Source organism: Pseudoalteromonas sp. T1lg23B, assembly GCF_002964665.1.
GTDB lineage: Bacteria > Pseudomonadota > Gammaproteobacteria > Enterobacterales > Alteromonadaceae > Pseudoalteromonas.
Window position 1 is genome coordinate 1,536,972 of record NZ_PQBZ01000034.1, and the last position, 273, is coordinate 1,537,244.

Below are 273 nucleotides of genomic sequence, written 5' to 3' on the forward strand. Positions count from 1 at the left end.
TGCGGCTCGCTCCGCTTGTGCTTTCGCCTCGGCTTCTGCGGCTAATCGTTGACGCTCGGCTGCTTCTGCAGCGGCTTGCTCCGCTTGTGCTTTCGCCTCGGCTTCTGCGGCTAGTCGTTGACGCTCAGCCTCTTCTTCGGCGGCTTGCTCCGCCTGTGCTTTCGCCTCGGCTTCTGCGGCTAGTCGTTGACGCTCGGCCTCTTCTGCGGCGGCTTGCTCCGCTTGTGCTTTCGCCTCGGCTTCTGCGGCTAGTCGTTGACGCTCGGCTTCTTC

Annotated in this window: 1 protein-coding gene; it reads right to left on the bottom strand. The window is 63.7% G+C overall.

Annotation, left to right across the window (positions count from 1 at the left end; genetic code table 11):
* Nucleotides 1-273, bottom strand: a 273-nt coding sequence (locus tag C2M32_RS20865; protein ID WP_234401309.1) for a hypothetical protein, incomplete at both ends; no start/stop codon positions are given.